Source organism: Aeromonas sp. OTU364, from assembly GCF_038440395.1.
Classification (GTDB): Bacteria; Pseudomonadota; Gammaproteobacteria; order Enterobacterales; family Aeromonadaceae; genus Aeromonas.
Genome location: NZ_JASATR010000001.1, coordinates 238902 through 257383, shown reverse-complemented (window position 1 = coordinate 257383; position 18482 = coordinate 238902). Strand labels below are relative to the sequence as shown.

Sequence of the window (18482 nt, the reverse complement as noted above, 5' to 3'; positions counted from 1 at the left end):
CGTCCGACCCGCCTCTCCCCGCACAGCCCACCATATGCCGTTCACGGCATGCCTGATCGCCGGGCAAAAAAAGCCCCGCACGAGGCGGGGTCACAAGTGATGAAAAACAGACAATACACACACAACAAAGGTTCACACGCACAGTCAACCTTTCCCAAGCCCGATGGCCATCGCCCTTGGGAAAGGCGGGTCTTGCGACCCGCCCTGTGTCAGAGACGATACGCTATCAGTTCAGCTCGGTGACGCGGCTGGCGCGCTTGCCGTCGAAGCTGGTGGTACGCAGCCAGACCTTGCCATTGACGGTCGGCTTGGCGGCGGCGTCATAGGCGCTCCAGCTCTTGCCATCCAGGCTGTACTGGATGGGCAGACCCGGCAGATCCACGTTCGCTTCCAGCTTGCCGTTCACCACCTTGGCACCCGGTACCGAGAGGCGGTATTCCACACCGGCCTGATCGAGTTTGGGCAGCACGCGCTGACCCAGCAGGTTGGCGAACTGGTTCCACTCCTTGTTCAGGGTGGCCTTGTTGACGTGCTTGGTGGTACCGGAGAACTCGCGACCCTTCACGTAGTCGAGCTCGAAGCCACCCTTGTGCCAGGCGCGCTCGGCCACGGAGAAGATCCGCGGGTAGACCATGTACTCGTACTGGGCGTCGGTGCGCACTGTCTCGCTCCACTGCTGACCGGAGATCCCCTTGAACTTGACCGGATCCTGGTCACCCTTGGCCACGAAGGCGTTGCCGTCGCGATCAACCGAGGTCTCGGCGTTCTGCGGCAGGTTTTCCGGGGCGAAGGCGAACACCTTGCGGGTGTCGTTGAAGCGGGTTGCCCAGTAGTAGCCGCGCTCGGCCGGGTGTACCTCGTTCGGGAAGTCGAAGTAGAGGTAGTCCGGGTTGGAGAGCACCACGTCGTAGCCCTTGTGCGCCCACTTCATCGCCTCGTTGAAGCCACCCCAGTAGAGGGTTTCCCAGAAGTTGACCCGGGTCTTCTCGGTGGCGAACACGCTGGCGTCCGTGGCGTACTTCAGACCATCTTCCCACGCCTGCAGGGTGGAGAAGCCATGGCCCTTGACCATCTCGCTCACTTCCTTGGCGAAGTGGACAGGCAGCTCGGCCACGTCCTTGATCTTGCCATCGTCGATCATCTTCTGGCACATGGGGGACTTGCCGAACGGCTTGTCCTGCTTGCTGGAGTCGACGTTGCCCTTCCAGGCCACCAGCTCTTCTTTCTTGGTGACAGCCGGGTCCTGGTAACCACCGCCCTGCATGATGTTCTTCGCCTCGTCACCACCGTAGTGCCAGGCGGTCAGGGGCTGACCGGCGGCCTGGTGCATCTGGGCCACTTCATCCATCACCTTGGCCACGAAGGTGGCGGCACCCGGCTGGCAGGGGTTGATGAAGGACATCTTGTCGTAGAACTGCACCGAGGTGACGTTGGAGGTGTCATCCGGGTCAGTCAGACGGAACTGGTTGGCTTCGGTCTCTTTACCTTCAGCCAGCAGACGCTTGTAGCGCGCCTCCATGGAGACCACGGCGGCACGGGCGTGGGCCGGCATGTTGATCTCGGGGATCACGGTCACGCCGCGGGCCTTGGCATAGCGCACCAGGTCGATGTAGTCGGCCTTGCTGTAGAAGCCGGAACCCTGGTTGTCGCTGGTGGGGCCTGAGCCGAGCTGCGGCATCAGGCACTGGGTCTCGGAGAGATCGTGGCAACGCTGGCTGCCGACCTCGGTCAGCTCCGGCAGGCCCGGGATCTCGATGCGCCAGCCTTCATCGTTGGTCAGGCCAAGGTGCAGCACGTTGAGCTTCATGGCAGACATCTGGTCAACCAGCTTCTTCATGGTCTCCGGGCTTCTGAAGTGGCGGGCCACGTCGGTCTGCATGCCGCGGTATTCGAAGCGCGGTGCATCCTCGACGCTCATCTGGCTCACCAGCTTGTCGTCAACCCCCAAGAGGGAGATCAGGGACTGGGCGCCCCAGAAGGCCCCGTCGATGTCATGACCCTGCACCACAGTGCCTTTGGCACCTATGGTCATGTCATAGCCTTCGGCCTGCTTGAGCTTGCTGCCGAGCTTGATGGTCACTGGGTAGCCGGTGTCGGAGAGGGTAACACCCAGCTTGGTCAGTTGAGCCTTCAGGGCCTCGGCGCGATCGCTTGGCAGGTCAAGGGCATTGAGCTTGATGGTGGAGAAGTCGACCTGGGGACCGGCCTTGACCACCTGCTTCATCGGGGTCGGCAGGATCTGGTCGTCAATCTTGCCGGCAGGCAGCAAGGTGCTGGTCTGGTTGGCGGCAAAACGGGTCTCGCTGTTCATCAGGATGTTGTTGTCATCCTTGGTACGCTTCCAGCCGTCGGCCGGCATCGGCTTCTCATAGGTGGTGGCATCGTCGATGTTGCTCATGCTGGCCAGCACTTTCGGCTCGGCCCCTTCGCTGGCGACGTACCAGTTCGGCATGATGTCAGATTCGAACAATACCCAGTACTCCACCACCAGGGGTACTTCGACCGTGGCGTCCTTGGCAAAGCCCTGGAACTTCTCGGTTGGCGTCAAACGATAGAGGTCGCCGGTCAGGTGGGTGATGGTGAACTGGTCGTTGTCCACCCGCTGGATGCGGCGGATGGAGGAGACATAGATGCTCCAGTCCTTGGAGGTGACGTCGGCACCGGTATTGGTCAGGTGCAGCTTGGCAACGCCGCAGCTCGCCCACTCGGAGCCCAGTGCCTGGCAATCGAGGCCGGCGCCGGCACCGTCGTTGGTGACGACTTCGTACTTGACGACCAGGTTGCTGGCGAGGGAATCGACCACGGCTTGCTTGGCGGCATCGGCTGCCTGTACCTGGGCGGCACAAACGGTAGACATGGCAATGGCTAACAGAGAATGTTTCAAGTTCATAACTGCTGCTCTCGTTTGAAGTAAAGGTTGGATTTTCTTGGCTTTTTTTATATGGGGCCCCTAAGCGGGGCCCTTAGTTATGTCAACAATGGACTTAGACTTGAGGTGAGCGGGTCGCTCGATTAACGCAGGGCTTTCATCTCACCGGCGATGATCTCGGCCAAGGGGCCCAGAATCACCTGCAGGTTCTGCTCACCGAGCTTGACCACACCGGCCGCGCCCAGGGCTTTGAGCTTGCGCTCGTCGACGATGCTGCGATCTTTCAGGGTCAGACGCAGACGGGTGATGCAGGCATCTATGGTCACCAGGTTGTCCTGGCCACCCAGCACTTCCAGATACTGGCGAGCCAGCTCGGTGCGGTCAGTGGTCTGGGCCTGTACCGGCACGGCTTCGTCATCTTCACGACCCGGGGTTTTCAGGTTGAACTTGACGATCACGGCACGGAAGATGGCGTAGTAGAGACCGAAGAACACCAGGCCTTGTACCAGCAGCATGTACCACTGGGTCGCCAGCGGGTTGCGCGATTGGATGAACATATCGACGAAACCGGCGCTGAAGCCGAAGCCTGAGATCCAGTGCATGCTGGCGGCGATGAACACGGACAGGCCGGTCAGCAGGGCGTGGATGACGTACAGTACCGGCGCCACGAACATGAAGGAGAACTCGAGCGGCTCGGTCACCCCGGTGAAGAAGGCGGCAAAGGCGGCTGCGATCATGATGGAGGCAACTTTCTCTTTGTTCTCTTTCTTCGCGCTGTGGTAGATGGCCAGTGCCGCACCCGGCAGACCGAACATCATGATGGGGAAGAAGCCAGCCTGGTACATGCCGGTCACGCCCACGACAGCCTTGCCGGCGTCGATGGAGGATTGGCCACCCAGGAAGTTCGGGATGTCGTTGATGCCGGCCACGTCGAACCAGAACACCGAGTTCAGGGCGTGGTGCAGACCGACCGGGATCAGCAGACGGTTGAAGAAGGCGTAGATGCCGGCACCGGTGGAGCCCATGCTGACGATGGATTCACCGAAGGAGACCAGGCCACCATAGATGATGGGCCAGACGGCCATCAGGATGAAGGAGACCACGATCATGACAACGGAGGTCACGATCGGCACCAGACGACGGCCGGAGAAGAAGGCCAGGGCCTTGTGCAGCTCGACGCCACTGAAGCGGTTGTACAGCTCGGCAGCGATGACACCGGTCAAGATACCGATGAACTGGTTCTCAATCTTGCCGAAGGCGGCAGGGACCTGGTCCAGCGGGATTTGCTGGATCTGAGAGACCGCACCCGGGCTCAGCAGGGTGGTGACCACCAGGTAACCGACCAGACCGGCCAGCGCGGCGGAACCGTCTTTATCCTTGGACATGCCATAGGCGACACCCACGGCAAACAGAATGGCCATCTTGTCGATGATGGCGGCACCCGCCTTGATCAGGAAGGCCGCCAGCGCGCTTTCGCCACCCCAGCCGTTCGGGTCAATCCAATAGCCAATCCCCATCAGGATCGCTGCGGCAGGCAATACCGCTACCGGCACCATCAGGGCACGGCCGATCTTTTGCAAATAACCGAGAATGTTCACGGTTCCTCTCCTTAGTTGATGTTTTTCTAGAAATTAAGTGCTTATCACGTTCGACGCATAAGCCATCAAGGCTTGATTGGCAGTCTATGTGTTTTATTTCGCTGCGCAAATTAATAAACCAGCTTTCGTGATCATTATCACTCAACAGAGATAAAGGTAGCGGATAGATGTGGCTTAGTTCGCAATCTTTATTTACGCTATAAAACAACTTGAATCCGTGTTTGGTCCCTTGCCGTCAATCCTGTGCGGCAACCGTACTGAGGTATAGAAAATGCGCCTGATCCCGTTGAAGTCTGCCAGCCAGGTGGGTCTCTGGTCTGCCCGTTACATCGTTGACCGCATCAATGCGTTCAAACCGACCGCCGACCGCCCCTTCGTACTGGGCCTGCCCACCGGTGGCACGCCGCTGACGACCTACAAGCGCCTGATCGAGCTGCACAAGGCCGGCGAGGTGAGCTTCCAGCACGTGGTGACCTTCAACATGGACGAGTACGTGGGGCTGCCCAAGGAGCACCCGGAGAGCTACCACAGCTTCATGTACAACAACTTCTTCAACCACGTGGACATTCGCCCGGAAAACATCAACATCCTCAACGGCAACGCCGAGGACCTGGTGGCCGAGTGCAAGCGCTACGAGGAGAAGATCAAGTCCTACGGCAGGATCAACCTCTTCATGGGCGGCGTCGGCAACGACGGGCACATCGCCTTCAACGAGCCGGCCTCTTCCCTGGCCTCCCGTACCCGGGTCAAGACCCTGACCGAGGATACCCGCATCGCCAACTCCCGCTTCTTCGGTGGCGACATGGAGCAGGTGCCCAAGCTGGCGCTGACCGTGGGCGTGGGCACCCTGATGGATGCCGAAGAGATCATGATCCTGGTGACCGGTCACGCCAAGGCCCTGGCCCTGCAGGCCGCGGTGGAAGGCTGCGTCAACCACATGTGGACCATCTCCACCCTGCAACTGCATCCCAAGGGCATGATGGTGTGCGACGAGCCCTCCACCATGGAGCTGAAGGTCAAGACGGTCCGTTACTTCCAGCAGCTGGAAGCCGCCAACATCGACCGTCTGTAAGGAGCCGTCATGTACGCACTGACTAATTGCACCCTCTATACCGGCAGCTGCGTGCTGACCGGCCACGGCGTACTGATCGAAGGCGACAGGATTGTCGCCATCTCCCACCTGGCCGAGCTGCCCGCCGGCATCGAGCAAATTGATCTCAAGGGCGCCAACCTCAGCGCCGGCTTCATCGACGTGCAGCTCAATGGCTGCGGCGGTGTCATGTTCAACGGTCATATCACCACCGAGACCCTGGCCACCATGCAGGCGGCCAACCTCAAGTCCGGTACCACCAGCTTCCTGCCGACCCTGATCACCAGTCCGGATGCGGACATGAAGCTGGCGGTAGCGGTGACCCGCGACTACATGGCCGCCCGTCCGAACGAGGTGCTGGGGGTCCATCTGGAAGGGCCCTACACCAACCTCAAGCGCAAGGGGATACACCCGGCCGAGCAGATCCGTCAGCCCGTCGACGAGATGATCGATTTCTTCTGCGCCAACGCAGACGCCATCGCCAAGATCACCCTGGCGCCGGAGCGCAACAAGCCGGAGCACATCCGCCGCCTGGTGGAAGCCGGCATCCTGGTCTCCGCCGGTCACACCGCTGCCAGCTATGACCAGGCCATGGCCGGGTTTGACAACGGCATGCGCTTTGCCACCCACCTCTACAACGCCATGACCCCGACCCTGAACGGTCGCGAGCCTGGGGTGGTGGGCGCCATCTACGATCGCAAGGATGTCTATGCCGGCATCATAGTCGACGGTCACCACGTGCACTGGGCCAACGTGCGCCTGGCACACAGGATCCTCGGCGAGAAACTGGTGCTGGTCACCGATGCCACCGCCGCGGCCGGGGCACCGGAAGGCTTTGAGCAGTTTGATTTTTGTGGCGCAACCGTCTATTTCCGCGATGGTCAGTGCGTCGATGAGAATGGTACACTCGGCGGCTCCGCCCTCACCATGATTGAAGGGGTGGAGAATCTGGTCAAACAGGTCGGATTACCGCTCGATGAAGCACTGAGAATGGCCACCCTTTACCCCGCTCGCGCCATTGGATGGGACTCACGTCTCGGTAGTATCCAGGTCGGAAAAATTGCCAACCTCACCGTCTTTGATCAGGCCTTCACGGTCTGCGGGACCGTGGTTAACGGACACTACACAACACAGTGACACTATGACTGGCGGACAAATAGCAAACGTAGATCTTATCAAGCAGGTGAACAGTGCCGTCGTCTATCGACTCATTGACCTGCAGGGGCCCATCTCGCGGGTCAAAATTGCCGAGTTGAGTCAGCTGGCCCCGGCCAGCGTGACCAAGATAACCCGGCAACTGATCGAGCATGGGCTGATCAGGGAGACGTCGCCCCAGGCGTCAACCGGCGGACGACGCGCCATCTCCCTGACCACCATCAAGCATCGCTTTCAGTTTGTCTCCGCCAAGCTTGGCCGCGGCTATCTGCAGCTCTCCCTGTATGATCTCGACGGCAAGGAGCTAGATCAGCACATCACCCAGGTGACCGAGATCGAGCAACAGCCCGTGGTCGACATGCTGCTGCGGGAGATTGGCGCCTTCATCGACGCCAATACCGAGCGCAGCCGCAACCTCATCAGCATCGCGCTGACCATGCCGGGCCTGGTCAATCCAGAATCCGGCATGGTCATCTATACCCCCACCTACCAGATCCGCAACCTGGGGCTCGCCAAGCTGCTGGAGCACCATTTCAACCTCCCCTGCTACGTGGGCAACGACACCCGTTCCCTGGCGCTCGCGGAGCACTTCTTCGGCGAGTCCCGCGACTGCATGGACTCCATCCTGGTGAGCGTGCACCAGGGCACCGGCTCCGGCATCATCACCAAGGGGCAGGTGTTCCTCGGTCATAACCGCAACGTCGGCGAGATCGGTCACATCCAGGTCGAGCCCCTCGGCAAGCGCTGCCACTGCGGCAACTTCGGCTGCCTCGAGACCATCGCCTCCAACGAGGCCATCGTCGACAAGGTGAAGGAGCTCATCAGCCGCGGCCACCTGAGCTCGCTGCAGGAGAAGCACATCACCATCCAGGAGGTGTGCAAGGCCGCGGTGGCGGGGGATGAACTGGCCCGCAGCGTGATCGAGAACGTGGGGGAACATCTGGGCCGGGCCATCGCCATCACGGTCAACCTGTTCAACCCCCAGAAGGTGCTGATCGCCGGCGAAATCACCGCCGCCGAGGAGATCCTGATCCCGGCCATCCGTCGCTGCGTCGAGCACCAGTCCCTGCCAAGCTTCCACCGTGGCCTGCCCATCGTGAAGGCGCGCTTCCAGAACCAGCCCACCATAGGGGGTTTCGCCCTGGTGAAGCGCTCCCTGCTGGAAGGGGATCTGTTGCAGATCATCATGGAGCAGAAGTAAGGCCGCGCCTTGCATCAATAAAAAACGGCAGCCAGTGGCTGCCGTTTTTTATGGTCGGCTTTCGCCGGTTTACCCCGCCCTACAGGGTTTGAACAGAGCCCAGGTTCGATTAGCCGCGTAGCGGCGTAATCGGACGCGGTGACGGAAGGTCTTTTGCTCTCAACTCTCCCGATAGGCAAACGGCAGCCAGTGGCTGCCGTTTTTTATGGTCGGCTTTCGCCGGTTCACCCCGCCCTACAAGGCTTGAACAGAGCGTAGGTTCGATTAGCCCCGTAGCGGCGTAATCGGACGCGGTGGTTCACCCCGCCCTACACGGCTTGAACAGATCAAGCGCACCGTCATAGACCTGGGTCTGCACGTCCATGATACCCAGCATCGAGTGGAACAGGTTGTCGTGGGAGAAGCGCTTGCTGTCCGCCTCCTGGCGCAGGCAATCCTGATTGAGCCCGCGATCCCGCTGCAGCTGGGGAGAGAACCAGGTCAGCAAGGGCACCCGGGTCTGATCGTCCGGGGCGAACTTGTAGGGAGTGCCGTGCAGGTAGAGCCCCAGCGCGCCGAGAGATTCCCCGTGATCCGACAGGTAGACCAGCCCCACGTTGTACTGGCTCTCCAGGGTCTTGAGCTTGGCGATGAGTTGGGACAGCACCTTGTCGGTATAGCGGATGGTGTTGTCATAGGTGTTGACCAGCTCCTCGTTGCTGCAGTTCTCGATGTCGCTGCGCGGGCAATCCGGCAGGAAGACGCGATCGGCGGCCGGGTAGCGGCGATAGTAGGTCGGGCCATGGCTGCCCATCAGGTGGAAGGCCACCAGCTTGCTGCCCTGCCTGCCCTTCATCCCGGCGATCTGCCGATCCAGCCCCTGCAGCAAGACCTCGTCATAGCAGGAATCCCCTTCACAGTATTCGGGGAAGGCCTTGGGTTCGATCTCCAGGGTGGGCACGTGATTGCATACCCCCTTGCAGCCACCATCGTTCTCCTTCCACAGCACGGAGACACCGGCGTGCTGCAGCACGTCCAGCAGGCCGTCCCTGGACTTGGCCAGGGTCTCGTCATAACCACGGCGCGTGAGGTTGGAGAACATGCAGGGCACCGAGACCGCGGTGGCGGTGCCACAGGAGCGCACATCCCTGAAGGAGACCAGATCCGGCTCCTTCATGGTGAAACCGTTGGTCTGCTTCTGGTAACCGTTGAGGGAGTAGTTCTGGCTGCGGGCCGTCTCCCCCACCACCAGGAACATCAGGGTCGGCTTGTCGCTCCTGGCGACCACCCTGGCATCTGTGCCTATCGGCTCATAAGGGACAGGGGTGGCGAAGAGAATATCCCGGGCGTAGCGATAGAGGCCGCGCACGTAGTTGGAGGGGACTATCTCTTTGACGATGGTGTGGTTGTTGCGCCCGACCGAGGCGTAGTCCTGGTAATAGAGGGCGGCGACGCCGACCAGGAACAGCAGGGAGAGGGCGATACCCGCCAGACGCTGGGCCAGCCCCTTGTACCAGGGAGTTGGGTATTCGATCTTCAGCCACAAGAGGGCAAGCACCGGCAGCACGGCGGTCAGCAGGAACCAGAGCACCACTGAACCATTGAGGTAGGAGCTCGCCTCCCCGCTGTTGGTCTCGAGTATGTTCTGCACCATGCCCACATCGAAGATGATGCCGTATTTGAGCATGGCGTAGCTGACCAGGGAGGCGGTGACGATCAGGAAGGTGAAGAAGGGCTTGAGCAGATAGCGGAAGGTGAACGGCAGGAAAACCGCATTGAGGGCGGCAATCAGCACCAGGGGGATGGAGAGGGCAAACCCCGCCTTGACGTGCTCGAGGGCGCTGAGAATACGGTAAAAGTGCAGGAAAATGGGCCAGTTGAACACCAGTGCAAACAGCAGCACCAGCAACAGGTTGACCTTCATCACTCCCAGGGTGAGACGCATAACGATACTCCGACAAGCCAGTGTTCTGGAGACCCTGCATGGGGGCTCCGTTGTGGGCATCCCTGTCACCCGTCTCTCTTCCCGAGCAGACAACGCGGTGATGGGCACAGCGGCCCGGATGCAAGGAGAGAGTAGGAAGGCAAACTTAAGCGGGCATTAAGGGAGGCACAGCGAAGAAAATGGCGCTAGAGAAGAGTCAAAGATATAAAAAAACGGCAGCCTTAGGCTGCCGTCTGGTCGGAGGTGACACCCTTGTGGTGCCTCCTGCCGCTAGTGTCTATTTCTGATGGCGATCAGAGCAGCGCAGCCACTTCGTCAGAGATGGAGCCGTTGTGGTAGACCTCCTGCACGTCGTCCAGATCTTCCAGCATGTCGATGAGACGCATCAGCTTGGGGGCGGTGTCGGCGTCCAGCTCGGCTTCGGTGGAAGCTATCATGGTCACTTCGGCGCTCTGGGGCTTGAAGCCGGCGGCTTCCAGGCCATCGAGCACTGTGCCGAAATCGTTCGGGGTGGTGTAGACCTCGATGGAGCCATCCTCTTCGGTGACAACATCATCGGCGCCCGCTTCCAGGGCCGCGTCCATCAGGGCATCTTCGTCCACGCCCACGAAGGTCAGCAGACCCTTCTTGCTGAACAGGTAGGCCACCGAGCCGTCGGTGCCCAGGTTGCCGCCACACTTGCTGAAGGCATGACGCACTTCCGCCACTGTGCGGTTACGGTTGTCGGTCAGGCACTCCACCATGACGGCGGAGCCCGCCGGGCCGTAACCTTCGTAGACGATGGTCTCGAGCTGCTCGCCATCGCCACCACCGGCGCCACGCTGGATGGCACGGTTGATGGTGTCACGGGTCATGTTGCCGGTCAGGGCAGCCGCTACCGCCGCGCGCAGGCGCGGGTTGTTGGCGGGATCCGCATCACCGAGGCGAGCCGAGGTGGTGATTTCGCGGATCAGCTTGGTGAAGATCTTGCCACGCTTGGCGTCTTGCGCCGCCTTGCGGTGTTTGATGTTGGCCCATTTGCTGTGACCTGCCATATAAACTCTCCGTTATAATGTGAAATCAATGGGATACGGGTCGCATGGCGACCCGTTCTTCAATCTTCTCAGGCGTCAGCCTTGGCATCGGCCTTGGCAACGGTGGCGATGGCCAGCTCGGTCAGCTGGGCCTGGTTGGCGAAGCTGGGAGCATCCGTCATCAGGCAGGCCGCTGCCGTGGTTTTCGGGAAGGCGATCACGTCCCGGATGTTGTCGGTACCGGTCAGCAGCATGCTGAGGCGGTCCAGACCGAAGGCCAGACCGGCGTGGGGCGGGGTACCGTACTTCAGGGCATCCAGCAGGAAGCCGAACTTCAGGCGCTGCTCGTCCGGGGTGATCCCCAGGATGTCGAACACGGTGGACTGCATCTCGCTGTTGTGGATACGCACAGAGCCGCCACCCACTTCGTAGCCGTTGATCACCATGTCGTAGGCGTTGGCATAGGCACCCAGGGGGTTGGCCTTGAGCTCGTCCGGGCCCAGGTTGCTCGGGGCGGTGAAGGGGTGGTGCATGGCAGCCAGGCCACCTTCGCCATCTTCCTCGAACATGGGGAAGTCGATGACCCACAGCGGCTTCCAGACGTTCTCCACCAGACCCAGATCGCGGCCCACCTTCAGGCGCAGGGCGCCCATGGCGTCGCACACCACCTTCTTGGAGTCGGCGCCGAAGAAGAGGATGTCGCCGTCGGCGGCGCCGGTACGGGCCAGGATCTCGCGCACTATCTCGTCGGTGAGGAACTTGGCCACCGGAGACTGCACGCCCTCTATGCCATTAGCGGCTTCGTTGACCTTCATCCAGGCCAGGCCCTTGGCACCATAGATGCCGACGAACTTGGTGTACTCGTCGATCTGCTTGCGGGACAGCTCGGCGCCGCCCGGGACTTTCAGGGCTGCCACGCGGCCTTTCGGATCGTTGGCGGGGCCGGCGAACACGGCGAACTCCACTGCGGTCAGCAGGTCGGCCACATCCACCAGCTCCATCGGCAGGCGCAGGTCCGGCTTGTCGGAGCCGAAGCGGCGCATGGCCTCATCGAAGGTCATGATGGGGAAGTCACCGAGATCCACGTTCAGGATGTGCAGCCAGAGCTTGCGGATCATCTCTTCCATGATTTCACGCACCTGGGGCGCGGTCATGAAGGAGGTCTCCACGTCGATCTGGGTGAATTCCGGCTGGCGGTCGGCACGCAGGTCTTCATCGCGGAAGCACTTGACGATCTGGTAGTAGCGATCGAAGCCGGACATCATCAGCAACTGCTTGAACAGCTGCGGGGACTGCGGCAGGGCGTAGAACTTGCCCTTGTGCACCCGGCTCGGCACCAGGTAGTCACGGGCCCCTTCCGGGGTCGCCTTGGTCAGCATGGGGGTCTCGATGTCGAGGAAGCCCTGCTCGTCCATGAAGCGGCGCACGAAGGCGCTGGCCTTGGCACGGGTCTTCAGGTACCTGGCCATCTCGGGGCGACGCAGGTCCAGGTAGCGATACTTGAGGCTGATCTCTTCGCTGTTGACCTGGTTGAAGTCAAGGGGCAGCGGCTCGGCACGGTTGATGATGGTGAGCTCGTGGGCGAACACCTCGATGGCGCCGGTGGCCATGTCGCTGTTGCGCTGGGAGTCCGGACGGGTACGCACCACGCCGGTCACCTGGATGCAGAACTCGCCGCGCAACTCGGAGGCCAGGGCGAAGGCGTCCGGCTTGTCCGGGTCGAAGAAGACTTGCACGATCCCTTCCCGGTCGCGCATGTCGATAAAGATGAGGCCGCCGAGATCACGACGACGGTGGACCCAACCGCACAATGTAATGGTCTGCCCGGCATGGGCCTCATTGACCTGTCCGCAATAGATAGAGCGCATGGACTTCTTCCTTCGAAATGGTAGAGAGACGGTTCACCTTGGGTCGCCGGGCACGACTGGCAAGCACCGTCTGTCTCACAGCTGGCCAGATCCTGGTTCTTACCCGGTTTGAAATCAGTCTCATATCATCCGGCTCCCCGAGCCGGATACTTGCCGCCAATGCCGGCTCGCGCCGAGTGCCCCGTCGAGGGGTCGATGCGCGAGGCGAGAACATCGGCAAGCGTCGTTGTCTGGCAACCTTGTGACTTAGATCATCGCCACCTTAGGCGCACAACCCCGTGAGTCACAACGATTTGGCAAACAAAAGGGCTGGCATTATAGAGGAAAACCCCCATTTGGGTAAAATGGCCCGCAGCCTCCTTTGCCCTGTTTTTTGTTGTCCTGGCGCAAAAAGGGGAGCAAAACAGCATAAATCCGCAGACAGGAACCGACATGAGCCTCTATTTGGGTCTGCCCCAGTGGTCACACCCGGCCTGGCCCGGCCAGTTGCTGGGGGTGGGTGCCAGGCCCGCCGAGCACCTCGCCCACTATGCCCGGGTGTTCAATACCGTGGAGGGCAACACCACCTTCTACGCCTCCCCCACCCCGGACACGGTGCGCCGCTGGGCCGATGCGGTGCCGCCCCAGTTCCGTTTCAGCTTCAAGTTTCCGAAAGAGATCAGCCACCAGAGCGATCTGGTGAGCGCCGGCAAGCAGGTGGCGGCCTTCATCGCCCTGCTGGCGCCCCTGCACGGGCAACTGGGGCTGCTCAAGCTGCAACTGCCCGCCCGCTTCGGCCCCGCCGGTCTGCCGCGCCTCGCCGCCTTCTTCGAGAGCCTGCCGCCGGATTTCACCTATGCCCTCGAGGTGCGCCACCCTGACTTCTTCGCCAAGGGGGAGGCGGAGCGGGCCCTGAACCGCCTGCTGATGGACAGGGGCATCAACCGCATCATGCTCGACAGCCGGCCGCTCTTCTCGGTGCCCGCCACCACGGCCGCCATGATCGATGCCCAGGGCAAGAAGCCGAGGCTCCCGGTGCACCTGCTCGCCACCGCCAACAGCCCAGTGGTGCGCCTCATCGGCCTTCCTCAAATCGAGGACAATTACCCATTTTTGCCATCCTGGTTGCCCCGTTGGAAACAATGGCTGGCAGAGGGGAAGGATCTCTACCTCTTTATCCATACCGCCGACAACGCCCGGGCCCCCGAACTGGCCCGTCAGGTCAGTCGGCTGCTCGGTCAGGAGATGGCCCCCTGGCCGGGGGAAAACGATCGCGCGCGCCAGGGCGTGCTGCCCTTTTAGCCACTCCCTTCCCCGCCCCTGTTTCACCGCTAAAAAAAGCCGTTTTTTTGTGGCCCCACTGGGTTCGGCGTCAAGACAAACGCCCGCCTTTCCTCTACACTACCGCCCCAAGCAAGGACCCGGACGCCCGCCATGGCACAGTGTTGCAGGCGACCGTCCGGCTCCCGGGAAAGGGCTCTGACCGCTGTCCATGGCAACACCTGCCGCAGACGGCTCATCCCCATAAAGGACCAGGATGATGATCCATTGCGAACAGGGCGGGCCCGAAGGATCACAAGGCCAGCCACCCCGTTCGTAAACCGGTGACGACCCGGACGGGCGTCACCCAACGACTCCATTGAACACACAGTCGGTTCGCGCACCGGCTGTCAGGTTGCGCCAGCATGCACGATCAGATTTTTGCCGCCCCCATCGCCCAATTGGGGGATTTTTGCTTTGACGAACAGGTCGTCGATGTCTTCCCCGACATGATCCAGCGCTCTGTGCCGGGTTACAGCAACATCATCTCCGCCATCGGCATGATGGCCGCCCGCTACGCCCAGCCCGAGAGCCGGCTCTATGACCTCGGCTGTTCGCTGGGCGCCGCCACCCAGGCGATGCGCCGTCATGTCAACCAGCCGGGCTGCCAGATCACGGCGGTGGATCTCTCCCATCCGATGATAGAGCGCGCCCGCGCCCACCTCTCCGGCTTCAAATCCGAGGTGCCGGTAGAGCTGGTGGAGGCGGACATCTGCGACGTCGAAATCGAGAACGCCTCCGTGGTGGTGCTCAACTTCACCTTGCAGTTCGTCGAACCCGAGAAGCGCGCCGCCCTCATCGCGCGCATCCATGACGGTCTGCGCCCCGGCGGGATCCTCATCCTGAGCGAGAAGTTCCGCTTCGAGGACGAGCAGGTCAACGCGCTGCTCATCGACTTGCACCTCGATTTCAAGCGGGCCAACGGCTACAGCGAGCTGGAGATAAGCCAGAAGCGCACGGCGCTGGAGAACGTGATGCGCACCGACAGCCTGGAGATCCACCGTGCCCGCCTGCGGGACGCCGGTTTCACCCATCAGGATCTCTGGTTCCAGTGCTTCAACTTCGGCTCCATGATTGCCATCAAATCAAGCGACGCCCAGCCATGATCGATTTCGCCAACTTTTATCAACTGATCGCCAAGAACCGGCTGAGCCACTGGCTGCACACCCTGCCCGCCCAGTTGCACGCCTGGCAGCACGACAACCTGCACGGCGATCTGCCGCGCTGGAACCGGGCCCTCAACAAGCTGCCGCAGGTGGCCCCCGGCAACGTCGAGCTGAAAAACCGGGTCGAGGTAGGCAGCCTTGAGAGCATGAACGAGGGGGAGCGCAAGAAGACCGAGAGCCTGCTGCGCCAGTTCATGCCCTGGCGCAAGGGCCCCTTCCATGTGCACGGCATCCACATCGACACTGAGTGGCGCTCCGACTGGAAGTGGGATCGGGTGCTGCCCCATATCAGCCCGCTCGCAGGGCGTTACGTGCTGGACGTGGGCTGCGGCAGCGGCTACCACCTCTGGCGCATGGTGGGGGAAGGGGCCAAGCTTGCGGTCGGCATAGACCCGAGCCCGCTCTTCCTCTGCCAGTTCGAGGCCATTCGCCACTTCGCCGGCAACGATCAGCGCGCCCACCTGCTGCCGCTCGGCATCCAGGAGCTCCCTGAGCTGCGGGCCTTTGACACCGTCTTCTCCATGGGGGTGCTCTATCATCGCAAGTCCCCCATCGAGCACATCGAACAGCTGCGCAACCAGCTCAAAGACGATGGGGAGCTGGTGCTGGAGACGCTAGTGATCGACGGCGGTGTCAACGACGTGCTGGTGCCCACCGATCGTTACGGCAAGATGCGCAACGTCTGGTTCATCCCCTCGAGCGCGGCCCTCAAGCTGTGGGTCGAGCGCTGCGGGTTCAGGGACGTGCGGATAGTGGACGAGAATATGACCAGCACCGACGAACAGCGTCGTACCGACTGGATGATTAACGAGTCCCTGAGTGACTATCTGGATCCCACCGATCCCGCACTCACGGTCGAAGGATACCCGGCACCCAAGCGTGCCGTACTGATCGCCAGAAAGGCCAAAGACTAGCCGATGGCGGCTGTGGAAGTTACACTGACCCAATTCCAGGAAGCACAGTTAAATGAATGACATGAAAAGCAAATTAAAAGGAATGACCCTGCTCTCCCTGCTCAGTCTCGGCGGGTGTGTCAGTATGGAAAAAGCGCCCCCTGTCCCGACCCTGACGCTGGCGGAGCTGCGCAACGAGATCTCGTTGAGCGAGCAACGCCTGCAAACATCCATGGAACAGCAACAGAAGCAGTATGTGCAGCAACAGCACCTGCTGGTTCAGCTCAACACCGATGTCACCAACATGAAAGAGTCCGTGAAGAAAGTCGACAGCAAGCTGGCTACCCTGCCACCCGAGCCCCCCAAACCCATGGCCATTCCCACCGAGAAGTGCCCGGCTCCGAGCCAGGGCCACACGGTCGACGGCAAGCTGCTGGTGGGTGAAGCGGAGTGGATCTGGGTAGACGCCGCCAACGATGCCTTCCAGGCACGGGTCGATACCGGCGCCACCACCTCCTCCATCAGCGCCCAGGAGATCACCATCTTCGAGCGCAACGGCAAGAACTGGGTGCGCTTCTTCCTGAGCCACCAGGAGATGGACGACAAGATCCAGATCGAGGCACCCCTGGTGCGTCACGTGCGGGTGCGTCAGGCTTCTGCCGACGATCTCGATCGTCGTCCCGTGGTGCGCCTCACAGTGCGCATCGGCGACATGACGGAGAAGGCCGAATTTACCCTGAAGGATCGCAGCGACATGACCTTCCCCGTGCTGCTGGGCCGTGAATTCTTGAAAGACATCGCCGTGGTCGACGTGGCCCGCGAGTATATCCAACCAAAACCCAAGCTCAAGGATGTAAAATAATCCATGGTTTCCCGTAAGCCGTTCTATCTGCTGGTCGCCCTGCTGTTCATTGTCGGCCTGGGAATGACGTTTTATCACCATGTCGCCCTGGACGTGCCCCTCACGCCCGGTGAAAAACGTCAGATCTGGTCTATCGAAGCCAAGCTCGAGTTCGAGGCCACCGGCGAGCCGGTGATCGCCTCCCTGGCCATTCCGGGCACCCAGCCCGGCTTCACCCTGATGAACGAGAATGCCGCGAGCCCGGGCTACGGCCTGTCGTTCGTGGAAAAAGACGGGGATGCCCGCGCCGAGTGGTCCATTCGCAGCGCCTCCGGCCGCCAGGAGCTCTACTACCGGGTCGACATGATGGCGGATGCCCATGCCAAGCCCGCCGCCAACCCCCTGCCGCCCGCCATCGAGAAGCAGATCGAGAGTGAGCCCTACGCCACCGCGATGAAGCAGATCCTCGAGCGCGCCCAGGAGCGTTCCGCCGACGGCTACACCCTGACCCGCGAGATCATCAAGGAGATCGAGAAGCAGGAACAGAACGCCGAGCTGCTCAAATCCCACAAGAGCCGCGCCAGCCTGATCGCCGAGCTGCTCAACAACGCCGAGGTGCCGGCACGGGTGGTGCACGCCCTGAGCCTGGAAGACGGTCGCCGTCGTCAAGAGCTGGTGGACTACCTGCAGGTGTTCAACAGCCCGACCGACTACAAGCTGTTCAACCCGCAAACCGGCGAACAGGGACAACCGGGCAACCTGCTGCTGTGGGAATACAACTCCGGCGCCCTCCTGGACGTCACCGGCGGTCACAACTCCCGCGTCACCTTCTCGATGATCGAGCAGGAGCAACCGGTCAACGTGGCCCTGGCGCAGAAGTTCGAGAAGTCCGAGATGATGAACTTCTCCATCCACAGCCTGCCGCTGGAAGAGCAGGCCCTGTTCAAGGGTCTGCTGCTGATCCCCATCGGCGTGCTCATGGTGGTCTTCCTGCGGGTCATCGTCGGTATCAAGACCTCGGGCACCTTCATGCCGGTGCTGATCGCGGTCGCCTTCATCCAGACCTCGCTGGTCACCGGTCTCATCGGCTTCCTGCTGATCGTCGGCACCGGCCTGGTGATCCGCTCCTACCTCTCAAGGCTCAACCTGCTGCTGGTGGCGCGAATATCGGCGATCATCATCATGGTGATCTCGATGATCGGCATCTTCTCCGCCTTTGCCTTCAAGCTGGGGCTGACCGACGGCATGAAGATCACCTTCTTCCCGATGATCATCCTCTCCTGGACCATTGAGCGGATGTCCATCCTGTGGGAAGAAGAGGGTCCGAAAGAGGTGGTACGCCAGGGTGGCGGCTCCCTGCTGGTGGCGGTCATCGCCTACCTGGCCATGGACAACGAGCTCATTCGTCACCTCACCTTCAACTTCCTCGGCCTGCAACTGGTGCTGATGGCGACCGTGCTGGTGATGGGCAACTACACCGGCTACAAGCTGAGCGAGCTCAAGCGCTTCAAGCCGCTGGTGGACGAGATGAAGTCCGGTGCCACCCCGGGTAAGGACAAGTAACA

At 61.4% G+C, this 18482-nt stretch carries 13 protein-coding genes; 8 read left to right on the top strand and 5 right to left on the bottom strand.

The window, feature by feature from the left end:
- Nucleotides 1-226 precede the first annotated feature (226 nt).
- Nucleotides 227-2890, bottom strand: coding sequence for a beta-N-acetylhexosaminidase (locus tag AAHB08_RS01235; RefSeq protein ID WP_342057860.1), 2664 nt, complete (start codon nt 2888-2890; stop codon nt 227-229).
- A 122-nt stretch (nt 2891-3012) separates the two neighbouring features.
- Nucleotides 3013-4467, bottom strand: a complete 1455-nt coding sequence (gene nagE, locus AAHB08_RS01230; RefSeq protein ID WP_005325683.1) for an N-acetylglucosamine-specific PTS transporter subunit IIBC — start codon at nt 4465-4467, stop codon at nt 3013-3015.
- Between the two features lie 271 nt (nt 4468-4738).
- Here nagE and nagB point away from each other — a divergent pair, with 271 nt between their 5' ends.
- Genes nagB through nagC form a run of 3 tightly spaced genes read left to right on the top strand, consistent with a single transcriptional unit; the run spans nt 4739 to nt 7913 of the window.
- Nucleotides 4739-5539: a glucosamine-6-phosphate deaminase gene (gene nagB / locus AAHB08_RS01225; protein ID WP_139436464.1), complete on the top strand. Its 801-nt coding sequence runs from the start codon at nt 4739-4741 to the stop codon at nt 5537-5539.
- Between the two features lie 9 nt (nt 5540-5548).
- The gene (nagA, locus tag AAHB08_RS01220; RefSeq protein WP_202046332.1) at nt 5549-6694 is read left to right on the top strand and encodes an N-acetylglucosamine-6-phosphate deacetylase; all 1146 of its coding nucleotides are present in this window, start codon (nt 5549-5551) and stop codon (nt 6692-6694) included.
- A gap of 4 nt (nt 6695-6698) precedes the next feature.
- Nucleotides 6699-7913, top strand: a complete 1215-nt coding sequence (gene nagC, locus AAHB08_RS01215; protein ID WP_162519201.1) for a DNA-binding transcriptional regulator NagC — start codon at nt 6699-6701, stop codon at nt 7911-7913.
- A gap of 298 nt (nt 7914-8211) precedes the next feature.
- Here nagC and AAHB08_RS01210 read toward each other — a convergent pair whose 3' ends face one another.
- The 3 genes from AAHB08_RS01210 to aspS all read right to left on the bottom strand — a co-directional run bounded on the left by AAHB08_RS01210 (nt 8212) and on the right by aspS (nt 12718).
- The gene (locus AAHB08_RS01210) at nt 8212-9837 is read right to left on the bottom strand and encodes a phosphoethanolamine transferase (RefSeq protein ID WP_342057859.1); all 1626 of its coding nucleotides are present in this window, start codon (nt 9835-9837) and stop codon (nt 8212-8214) included.
- 293 nt (nt 9838-10130) lie between these two features.
- Nucleotides 10131-10871, bottom strand: a complete 741-nt coding sequence (locus AAHB08_RS01205; RefSeq protein ID WP_005325689.1) for a YebC/PmpR family DNA-binding transcriptional regulator — start codon at nt 10869-10871, stop codon at nt 10131-10133.
- Nucleotides 10872-10939: 68 nt separating this feature from the next.
- Entirely contained in the window at nt 10940-12718 is a 1779-nt protein-coding gene (gene aspS / locus AAHB08_RS01200) for an aspartate--tRNA ligase (RefSeq protein WP_139436472.1), read from the bottom strand.
- Between the two features lie 432 nt (nt 12719-13150).
- Between aspS and AAHB08_RS01195 the strand changes: the two genes are divergently transcribed.
- The 5 genes from AAHB08_RS01195 (at nt 13151) to AAHB08_RS01175 (ending at nt 18480) form a co-directional block, all read left to right on the top strand.
- On the top strand, nt 13151-13999 hold the full coding sequence (locus tag AAHB08_RS01195; protein WP_202046335.1) for a DUF72 domain-containing protein: 849 nt from the start codon (nt 13151-13153) through the stop codon (nt 13997-13999).
- A 383-nt stretch (nt 14000-14382) separates the two neighbouring features.
- Entirely contained in the window at nt 14383-15123 is a 741-nt protein-coding gene (gene cmoA, locus AAHB08_RS01190; protein ID WP_342057858.1) for a carboxy-S-adenosyl-L-methionine synthase CmoA, read from the top strand.
- The gene (cmoB, locus tag AAHB08_RS01185; protein ID WP_319912851.1) at nt 15120-16097 is read left to right on the top strand and encodes a tRNA 5-methoxyuridine(34)/uridine 5-oxyacetic acid(34) synthase CmoB; all 978 of its coding nucleotides are present in this window, start codon (nt 15120-15122) and stop codon (nt 16095-16097) included. Before cmoA ends, cmoB begins: the two co-directional genes overlap by 4 nt.
- Before the next feature lie 52 nt (nt 16098-16149).
- Complete coding sequence (locus tag AAHB08_RS01180; protein WP_041204232.1) at nt 16150-16938, top strand: ATP-dependent zinc protease family protein; 789 nt, start codon at nt 16150-16152, stop codon at nt 16936-16938.
- A gap of 3 nt (nt 16939-16941) precedes the next feature.
- Nucleotides 16942-18480: an inactive transglutaminase family protein gene (locus AAHB08_RS01175; protein WP_202046338.1), complete on the top strand. Its 1539-nt coding sequence runs from the start codon at nt 16942-16944 to the stop codon at nt 18478-18480.
- Nucleotides 18481-18482: the final 2 nt, after the last annotated feature.

What these genes read in the sequence shown, in the direction of transcription:
- nagC (WP_162519201.1), top strand. Translation starts at nt 6,699, where the DNA reads ATGACTGGCGGACAAATAGCAAACGTAGATCTTATCAAGCAGGTGAAC.
- AAHB08_RS01205 (WP_005325689.1), bottom strand. Translation starts at nt 10,871, where the DNA reads ATGGCAGGTCACAGCAAATGGGCCAACATCAAACACCGCAAGGCGGCG.
- AAHB08_RS01210 (WP_342057859.1), bottom strand. Translation starts at nt 9,837, where the DNA reads ATGCGTCTCACCCTGGGAGTGATGAAGGTCAACCTGTTGCTGGTGCTG.
- nagA (WP_202046332.1), top strand. Translation starts at nt 5,549, where the DNA reads ATGTACGCACTGACTAATTGCACCCTCTATACCGGCAGCTGCGTGCTG.
- cmoA (WP_342057858.1), top strand. Translation starts at nt 14,383, where the DNA reads ATGCACGATCAGATTTTTGCCGCCCCCATCGCCCAATTGGGGGATTTT.
- AAHB08_RS01180 (WP_041204232.1), top strand. Translation starts at nt 16,150, where the DNA reads ATGAATGACATGAAAAGCAAATTAAAAGGAATGACCCTGCTCTCCCTG.
- AAHB08_RS01235 (WP_342057860.1), bottom strand. Translation starts at nt 2,890, where the DNA reads ATGAACTTGAAACATTCTCTGTTAGCCATTGCCATGTCTACCGTTTGT.
- aspS (WP_139436472.1), bottom strand. Translation starts at nt 12,718, where the DNA reads ATGCGCTCTATCTATTGCGGACAGGTCAATGAGGCCCATGCCGGGCAG.
- nagB (WP_139436464.1), top strand. Translation starts at nt 4,739, where the DNA reads ATGCGCCTGATCCCGTTGAAGTCTGCCAGCCAGGTGGGTCTCTGGTCT.
- cmoB (WP_319912851.1), top strand. Translation starts at nt 15,120, where the DNA reads ATGATCGATTTCGCCAACTTTTATCAACTGATCGCCAAGAACCGGCTG.
- AAHB08_RS01175 (WP_202046338.1), top strand. Translation starts at nt 16,942, where the DNA reads ATGGTTTCCCGTAAGCCGTTCTATCTGCTGGTCGCCCTGCTGTTCATT.
- AAHB08_RS01195 (WP_202046335.1), top strand. Translation starts at nt 13,151, where the DNA reads ATGAGCCTCTATTTGGGTCTGCCCCAGTGGTCACACCCGGCCTGGCCC.